Here is a 7,102-nt window from a genome sequence, read left to right on the forward strand (position 1 = left end):
GTCACGGCCCGGTCGCGACACACCGGTCGCGGGTATGGACCACGATCATCCGGGGCACTCCGTGCGGGATCGCTCCACACCCGACGGAGGACTGACGATGGCCCGCTCCACCGGTCCGCGCGGCAGCGGTACCGCCGCGAACGAGACCCAGTTCGCCGGCAACACCGCCGGTGACCCCGCTCCGGACGACCCCAAGGTCAACGAGACCCGGCTCGACAGCGCCCCCAAGGGCGCGGACAAGAAGGCGACGACCGGCGGGACGCTGAAGCGGACGCTGACGGAGTTCAGCGAGGACAACCTCACCGACTGGGCGGCCGCGCTCACCTACTACGGCACCCTGGCGCTGTTCCCGGCGCTGATCGCGCTGCTGTCGATCATCGGGCTGCTGACCGACCCGCAGGAGCTCACCGACGCCCTCACCGCCGTGGTGCCCGCCCAGGCCGCGAACACGCTGACCCCGGTGGTCGAGCAGCTGGCCGGCAACACCGCGCCGGTGGGCCTCGGGCTGGTCGTCGGTCTGGCCGCCGCCATCTGGTCGGCCTCGGGCTACGTCGGGGCGTTCACCCGCGCGGCCAACGTGGTCTACGAGACCCCCGAGGGCCGCAAGGTCTGGAAGCTCAAGCCGCTGCAGCTGCTGGTCACCCTGGTCGGCGTGCTGTTCGCGGCGCTGATCGTGGCCATGCTGGTGCTCAGCGGCCGCGTGGTCGACGCCGTCGCCGGGGCCATCGGTCTGCCCGACGAGGTGGTGACCGTGTGGAGCTGGGCCAAGTGGCCGGTCGTCGTCCTGCTGGTGGCGCTGATGATCGCCGTCCTCTACTACTCGACGCCCAACGTGAAGCTGCGCGGCTTCCGCTTCACCAGCCCGGGTGCCGCCGTCGCGCTGCTGGTGTGGGCCGGCGCGTCAGCGCTGTTCGCCTTCTACGTGGCGAACTTCAGCAACTACAACGCCACCTACGGCGCCCTGGCCGGCGTGATCGTCTTCCTGGTGTGGTTCTGGATCACCAACCTGGCGCTGCTGTTCGGCATCGAGCTCGACGCCGAGATCGAGCGCAGCAAGGAGCTGAAGGAGGGCGTGCCGCTGGCGGAGAAGGAGATCCAGCTGGACGCCCGCGCCGAGCCCAAGGACCGGCAGACCCACTGAGGAAGGGCCCTCCTGCCCCCCGCCGCTCGCCAGCTCGCGACGGGACCCTGCAGGAGGGCCGTTCCAGCACGTCACCGACGAGGGCCCTCACCCGACCGGGAGGGGGCCCTCGTCGGCTCAGCGGGACGTCGGCGGCCGGTCGCCCCGGCGGGCCGGCGGGGTCCGCTCGACCAGGCCGGCGAGCCCGGCCAGCCCCTGGCTGACCAGCCGGCCGACCGGTGCCAGCCTCGCGGGGGCGCGGCGGACGGCGGCGTCGACGACGTCGCGGCTGCGGTCGAGCACCGTCAGCGGCAGCGCCGAGAGCGCGTTGCCCGGCGGACGCCGGGACACCGTCGGGTGCGGCCGCGTCGGCGAGATCCGGCGGACGACGTCCCAGCGGCGACCCAGCGCGCGCAGCTCGTGCGGGTCGAGCCGTTCCTGCAGGCGGGGCAGGAGCACGTCCTCCTCGTCGCGGACGTCCTCGTTCAGCACCTCCACGAGCCGGGACAGCCGCTGCGCGCGCCGCGGGTCGTCGTGCCCGAGCGTCTCCAGCTCGCTGACCAGCTCGTTGACCTCCTGGTGCTCCTTCTCGATGCGCAGGGTCAGCTCCTCGCCGTCGGGCAGCACCCGGCGCACCACCGGCCAGAGCACGCTCTCCTCCGCGAAGGCGTGGCTGAAGACCAGCCGGTCGATGCGGGCGAGGACCTCCTCCTGGGCGCTGCCGGTCGTGCCGTCCAGCTCGTGCAGGAGCCGATCCAGCTGGACGTGGTCACGGCGCTGGCGGACCAGGACGCTGCCCGGCCCCCCGAGCTCCTCGACCGACTGGTCGGCGATGGAACGGCTCACGACGGGTACCTCCTGGTGGTCCGGCTGAGGTTGCTGTCGTGCCCGCAGGGCGCCGTCGGCATGCGCCCGGGGTGGTAGGGCCTCGACCGGCGCGGACCGGCGTGCACGGCAGCACGCCCTGCCCCCCGCACCGGCGGCAGGGCCGCGACGACACGCTCCCGGCCCGGCCCGGCCCGACCGCACGGCCGGCCGTCGTCTCCACCCAGAGCCCGCTATTCGATGGTGGACCATCTTGTTGTTTACCCGAGAAACCCGCTGGGGACTCGTCGGGGGTCACCCCGCTGCAGACGAGGAAGGTCCTGATCGATGAGCCAGTCGACGAGCCCCACCACCGGCACGAGCACCAGCACCTCGACCGCCCTCAGCCAGGCCTCGCCGTCGGCGCTGCAGACCGGCCAGGGCAACACGACCATCGCCGACGGCGTCGTCCAGAAGATCGCCGGGCTCGCCGCCCGCGAGGTCTCCGGCGTGTACGCCCTCGGCGGCGGCGCGGCGCGCGCCTTCGGCTCCCTCCGCGAGCGCATCCCGGGCGCCACGCAGACCGCCGGTCAGGGCGTGTCGGTGGAGGTCGGCGAGAGGCAGGCCGCCGTCGACCTGGACGTCGTCACCGAGTACGGCGCGCCGATCGCCGAGATCGCCCGCTCCGTGCGGCGCAACGTGGTGAACGCGGTCGAGGGCATGACCGGGCTGCAGGTCACCGAGGTGAACATCGCCGTCAACGACATCCACCTGCCGACCGACGACGAGGGTCCGCAGGAGCCCGCGCGGGTCCAGTGACGTCCGGCGCCGGCTCCGCGGCCTCCACGGACGCGGACGCCATCGCCGCCGCGGTCCTGACCGCACCGGCGGTGACCGCCCTGCACGCTGGGGGGCTGCGCCCGGTGGTCACGCTGCTCCCGGGCCGCCGGGTCGACGGCGTGCAGGTGACCGACGAGCGGGTGACCGTCAGCGTCGTCGTCGCCCAGGGCGTCCCGATCCCGGCGCTGACCGACCAGGTCAGGGCCCGGGTGGCGCCGCTGGCCGGTGGCCGCCCCGTCGACGTGCACGTCGCCGACCTGCAACCGGCCGCCGAGGAGCGACCGGCCCTGCCGCCGGGCCCGTCGGCCTGACCCACCCCGGAGGAGCCCGCGCCATGCCGACGCCCCTGACACCCGACGAGCGGCGCCGGCGGCGCGCGGCCCTCCGCCGGCACCACCCCGACCTCGGCGGCGACGCCGAGGAGTTCGCGCGCACGCTGCGGGCCTGGGGTGCCCGGTCGCCGGCCGGGACCCCCGGCCCGGCCGGCTCCGAGGTCCGCTTCGTGCGCCGTCCCCGCGGCGCGCGCCGGCTGCTCGCCTGGTGGCGGCGGAGCCGGTCGCGCCGCTCGCCCGCTCACCGCCGAGTCGGGTGAGCCCGCTCCCCTCTCCCTCTCCCTGGAGGTACCGCCATGCCCCCCACCGTGGTGGGTCTGTTCACCGGTCTGCTGCTCGGCCTCGCGTGGGTGGTCGGCGGGTTCGACGCCTTCGTCGGCACGGCCGTCCTCGGCGTGCTCGGCTCCCTCGTCGGCAGGGTCGTCTCCGGCCAGCTCGACCTGACGCCGTACCTGGGCGGCCGGGGGCAGGGCCGGTGACGGCGCCGGCCGCAGACGCCGGGACCACCGGCGGCACACCCGGGACCAGGGCGCCCGAGGACCGCGGCACCCTGTCCATCGCCGACCGCGTGGTCGAGCGGGTGGCCGGCCACGCCGCCACCCAGGTCGACGGCGTCGCCGCCGCGCCCCGCCGGCTGCTCGGCATCCCCGTCGGCGAGTCCCGCCCGGACGCCGAGGCCGCCGTCCGCGCCACCGTCGACGGCTCGATCGCCACCGTGGAGGCGACCATCGCGGTCACCTGGCCGCAGTCGGTCCGCGCCGTGACCGACCGGCTGCGCGCCCACGTCCGCGAGGACGTGCGCCGGGTGACCGGCGTCGAGGTCGCGCACGTCGATGTCGACGTCGTCGACTTCAGAACCGCTGCGGCGCCCGCCCGGCGCGTGCAGTGAGGGGAGGACGGCGATGACCGTGGTGAACCGGGTCCTGGCCACCCTCCTGGCCCTGGCCCTCCTGCTCGGCGGCCTGCTGGCGGTCGTGGAGGTCGTCCTGGCCGCCCTCGGGCGGCGGCCCTGGCTGGTGCCGCACCCGGACTGGACGTCCTGGCTGACCGACCAGTCCCTCGACTCGGGCGCGGTGCGGGCCGCCCTGGTCGGCGCCGTGGTCCTCGGCCTGGTGCTGCTGGTCCTGGCGCTGCGCCGCGGACGCCCGGGGGCACTGCCGCTGCCCGCGCGGGTCGAGTCGGTGCGGACGACGGCGTCCCGGCGCGGCATCGAGCGCACGCTGCGCGCCGCCGCGACCCGGCCCGACGGCGTCCGCGACGCGCGGGTGCGGGCCCGCCGCCGCACCGTGCGGGTGCGCGCGGCCACTGCGCTCCGCGAGCCCGGGGACCTGCAGTCGCGGGTGACCGAGGCGGTCTCCCAGCGCCTGGAGGAGCTCGGTCTCGCGGGCACGCTGCGCCCCCGCGTCACCGTCTCGAGGGGAGCCGGACGATGAGCCGCCGCGTCGACACCGCCAACCGCACCGTGCTGACCCTGCTCGGCATGCTGCTGCTCGGCGGCGGCGGTGCCGGGCTGGCCGCGGGCTCCGGCGCGTTCGGCGATCCGCCACCGGTGCTGCCCGCGGCGGCCCGCCGCTTCGAGGACGACCAGCCGTGGTTCTGGTGGGCCGTCGCCGGCGCCGGTCTGCTGATCGCCCTGCTGGCGCTGCGTTGGCTGCTCGCCCAGCTGCACACCGACCGCCTGAGCCGGCTGGACCTGACCCGCGACGACCGCGAGGGGCGCACCGTCGTGCACGCCGGCGCCCTCACCGACGCCATCGAGGAGGAGGCCCAGGCGCTGCGCGGCGTGGTGGGCGCCTCTGCCCGGCTGGTCGAGGACCGCGGGCGGAAGCTGACCGTCGCCGTCGAGCTGGCCGACCACGCCGACGTCGCCGAGGTCCGCCGGGCGCTTGAGGACCGGCTGGTCGCCCACGCCCGCCAGGCGATCGACGACCCCGACCTGCCGGTGGACGTCGAGCTGCGGCCCGGCCGCCGCTCGGGCAGCCGCGGCCTGCGCTGAGCGGAAGGCGTCCACCCGGTGGACCACACCGCCGAGCCGCTCGCCCGCCCGGAGGACCGGTGACGCCCGACGCCGCGTCGGCCTGCACCCACCGCCGGGCCGGCGGGCGGCCCGAGCCGCGCACGTCGTCGGGGACGGCGCTCCAGGAGCCGGGACCGACCGGGGTACCCGACCTGTCCGACGTCGTGACGGACTGGTCCCCCGCAGGTCAGCGGGGCGGACCGGGACGCTGCGACTCCCGGAGCACCCGCTGCAGGCGCTCCAGCAGGTTCTCCAGGGACTCCTCGAACTCCGCGGTCGACTCGTCCTCGGACAGCAGCGCGGAGAACCGGCGCACGAGGGGGAACGCGGCCAGCGAGCGGTCCTCGACCTGCGGCGCCCCCTCCGGGTCGTCCAGCGGGCTGATCGGCACGCCGCGCTGGGAGACCTCGAGCAGCAGGTGGCCGAGCAGGAAGCTGGTGTAGGCCCGGTAGGCGGCGACCGCGGCCCCGTCGCTGAAACCGTGGGTGGTCAGCGCGTCGAGGAAGGACTCCAGCCAGCGCAGGCTGCGCAACGGCGGTCGCACCCACGGCGCGGCCGGCGGCCGCGTGGCGATGAGCGGGAAGACGGCAGGGTGGGCGATGGCGATCCGCCGGACCCCGTGCGCGAGCCGCTGCAGGTAGTCCTGCCAGCCGTGCTGGGGCGCCAGGTACACCTCCGGGTCGCCGTAGAGCTCGTCGACGACCAGTTCCACGACGCCGTCGAGCAGGTCGTCGCGGCCGGTGACGTGGCGGTACAGGGCCATCCCCTCGACGCCGAGGTGCGCGCCCATCCGGCGCATGGTGAGCGCCTCGAGCCCGTGCTCGTCGATGAACTCGATGGCCGCGGCGAGCACCCGGCGCCGGTCGAGCGGGGTCCGGACGGGGCCGGGCGGAGTCTCCCGCACCGCACGCGTGTAGGCCGTGCCGTCGTCGGGCACATCGGTGGGGGAGTTCGCGTCGTCTGCCACGCTGCACGCTCCCGCCGTCGTCCCGCTCCGCCCCCGTTGTACGCCGACCGGGCCGGGACGGGGCCCACCGGTTCCACGCAGCCATCCCGGCGAGACGTGTTTACGGTGTAAGCAGCGGGTACCAGGGGCTCAGCGCCTGCACGACGGAGCGCCACGGAGCGAGCTGCGGACCGCAGCCCTCCCCACGACCCTCGACAGGAGGACCCATGATCAACGAGACGCAGATCCAGCAGGTCATCGGCACCACCGCGATCGACGCCGACGGCGACAAGATCGGCAAGGTCAGCGAGGTCTACCTCGACGACGAGACCGGCCGCCCGGAGTGGGCCACCGTGCACACCGGCCTGTTCGGCACCAAGGAGACCTTCGTGCCGCTCGCCCAAGCCGACCTCACCGACGACCACCTCCGCGTCCCCGACAACAAGGAGAAAGTCAAGGACGCGCCGAAGGTCGACACCGACGGCCACCTGTCGCCGCAGGAGGAGCAGGAGCTCTACCGCTACTACGGCCTCGGCTCGGGCACGACGACCGACACCACCACGCAGACCACCACGGGCACCGCCGGCCTGGCGGGCACCGCGGGTGTGGCGGGCACCGCCGGCCACACCGACAGCGACCGGGACGGGCGAGCCGACCACACCGGCGAGGCCGGCGTCGTCGGCCGGGACGTCTCCGGCCCGACCACCGACAACGCGATGACCCGTTCGGAGGAGCGCCTCAACGTGGGCACCCGCTCCGAGGAGGTCGGCCGGGCCCGGCTGCGCAAGTACGTGGTCACCGAGAACGTGACCGAGACGGTGCCGGTCTCCCGCGAGGAGGTCCGGGTCGAGCGCGAGCCGATCACCGACGCCAACGTCGGCAACGCCCTGGACGGGCCGGCGATCTCCGAGGAGGAGCACGAGGTCACCCTGCACGCCGAGCGTCCGGTGGTGGAGAAGGAGGCCGTGCCGGTCGAGCGGGTGCGCCTGGACAAGGAGACCGTCACCGACCAGGAGCGGGTGTCGGAGGACGTCCGCAAGGAG

Annotated in this window: 11 protein-coding genes; 9 read left to right on the top strand and 2 right to left on the bottom strand. The window is 75.1% G+C overall.

Going from position 1 to position 7,102, the window contains the following annotated elements:
- Positions 1-97 precede the first annotated feature (97 nt).
- Positions 98-1,141 (top strand): YihY/virulence factor BrkB family protein, encoded by a 1,044-nt coding sequence (locus BMW27_RS19255; RefSeq protein WP_091447011.1) that lies wholly within the window; start codon positions 98-100, stop codon positions 1,139-1,141.
- 117 nt (positions 1,142-1,258) lie between these two features.
- Here the strand turns inward: BMW27_RS19255 and BMW27_RS19260 are convergent, their stop codons facing one another.
- Positions 1,259-1,966 carry a hemerythrin domain-containing protein gene (locus tag BMW27_RS19260; RefSeq protein WP_091447017.1) on the bottom strand — a complete coding sequence of 236 codons (708 nt, stop codon included), beginning with the start codon at positions 1,964-1,966 and terminating at the stop codon, positions 1,259-1,261.
- A gap of 306 nt (positions 1,967-2,272) precedes the next feature.
- Here BMW27_RS19260 and BMW27_RS19265 point away from each other — a divergent pair, with 306 nt between their 5' ends.
- Genes BMW27_RS19265 through BMW27_RS19295 form a run of 7 tightly spaced genes read left to right on the top strand, consistent with a single transcriptional unit; the run spans position 2,273 to position 5,092 of the window.
- On the top strand, positions 2,273-2,743 hold the full coding sequence (locus BMW27_RS19265) for an Asp23/Gls24 family envelope stress response protein (RefSeq protein WP_091447020.1): 471 nt from the start codon (positions 2,273-2,275) through the stop codon (positions 2,741-2,743).
- Positions 2,740-3,075: an Asp23/Gls24 family envelope stress response protein gene (locus tag BMW27_RS19270; RefSeq protein WP_091447023.1), complete on the top strand. Its 336-nt coding sequence runs from the start codon at positions 2,740-2,742 to the stop codon at positions 3,073-3,075. Before BMW27_RS19265 ends, BMW27_RS19270 begins: the two co-directional genes overlap by 4 nt.
- Positions 3,076-3,098: 23 nt before the next feature.
- Positions 3,099-3,356, top strand: coding sequence for a hypothetical protein (locus BMW27_RS19275; RefSeq protein ID WP_091447026.1), 258 nt, complete (start codon positions 3,099-3,101; stop codon positions 3,354-3,356).
- A 36-nt stretch (positions 3,357-3,392) separates the two neighbouring features.
- Positions 3,393-3,575 carry a hypothetical protein gene (locus BMW27_RS19280; protein WP_091447028.1) on the top strand — a complete coding sequence of 61 codons (183 nt, stop codon included), beginning with the start codon at positions 3,393-3,395 and terminating at the stop codon, positions 3,573-3,575.
- Positions 3,572-3,985, top strand: coding sequence for an Asp23/Gls24 family envelope stress response protein (locus tag BMW27_RS19285; RefSeq protein WP_091447032.1), 414 nt, complete (start codon positions 3,572-3,574; stop codon positions 3,983-3,985). Before BMW27_RS19280 ends, BMW27_RS19285 begins: the two co-directional genes overlap by 4 nt.
- 13 nt (positions 3,986-3,998) lie before the next feature.
- Positions 3,999-4,529, top strand: coding sequence for a DUF6286 domain-containing protein (locus tag BMW27_RS19290; RefSeq protein ID WP_091447035.1), 531 nt, complete (start codon positions 3,999-4,001; stop codon positions 4,527-4,529).
- Positions 4,526-5,092 (top strand): alkaline shock response membrane anchor protein AmaP, encoded by a 567-nt coding sequence (locus tag BMW27_RS19295; RefSeq protein ID WP_091447037.1) that lies wholly within the window; start codon positions 4,526-4,528, stop codon positions 5,090-5,092. Before BMW27_RS19290 ends, BMW27_RS19295 begins: the two co-directional genes overlap by 4 nt.
- 208 nt (positions 5,093-5,300) lie before the next feature.
- On the opposite strand, the gene BMW27_RS19300 is transcribed toward BMW27_RS19295, so the two are convergent.
- Positions 5,301-6,080: a TetR/AcrR family transcriptional regulator C-terminal domain-containing protein gene (locus tag BMW27_RS19300; RefSeq protein ID WP_091447040.1), complete on the bottom strand. Its 780-nt coding sequence runs from the start codon at positions 6,078-6,080 to the stop codon at positions 5,301-5,303.
- Positions 6,081-6,286: 206 nt separating this feature from the next.
- Between BMW27_RS19300 and BMW27_RS19305 the strand changes: the two genes are divergently transcribed.
- On the top strand, positions 6,287-7,102 hold an 816-nt coding region (locus tag BMW27_RS19305), incomplete at its 3' end, for a PRC and DUF2382 domain-containing protein (RefSeq protein WP_091447043.1).

It is taken from the genome of Geodermatophilus poikilotrophus, assembly GCF_900111455.1.
Lineage (GTDB): Bacteria > Actinomycetota > Actinomycetes > Mycobacteriales > Geodermatophilaceae > Geodermatophilus > Geodermatophilus poikilotrophus.

Excerpts from the sequence above, each read along its gene's own strand:
- BMW27_RS19255 (WP_091447011.1), top strand. The coding sequence starts at position 98 with ATGGCCCGCTCCACCGGTCCGCGCGGCAGCGGTACCGCCGCGAACGAG.
- BMW27_RS19265 (WP_091447020.1), top strand. The coding sequence starts at position 2,273 with ATGAGCCAGTCGACGAGCCCCACCACCGGCACGAGCACCAGCACCTCG.
- BMW27_RS19275 (WP_091447026.1), top strand. The coding sequence starts at position 3,099 with ATGCCGACGCCCCTGACACCCGACGAGCGGCGCCGGCGGCGCGCGGCC.
- BMW27_RS19280 (WP_091447028.1), top strand. The coding sequence starts at position 3,393 with ATGCCCCCCACCGTGGTGGGTCTGTTCACCGGTCTGCTGCTCGGCCTC.
- BMW27_RS19290 (WP_091447035.1), top strand. The coding sequence starts at position 3,999 with ATGACCGTGGTGAACCGGGTCCTGGCCACCCTCCTGGCCCTGGCCCTC.
- BMW27_RS19295 (WP_091447037.1), top strand. The coding sequence starts at position 4,526 with ATGAGCCGCCGCGTCGACACCGCCAACCGCACCGTGCTGACCCTGCTC.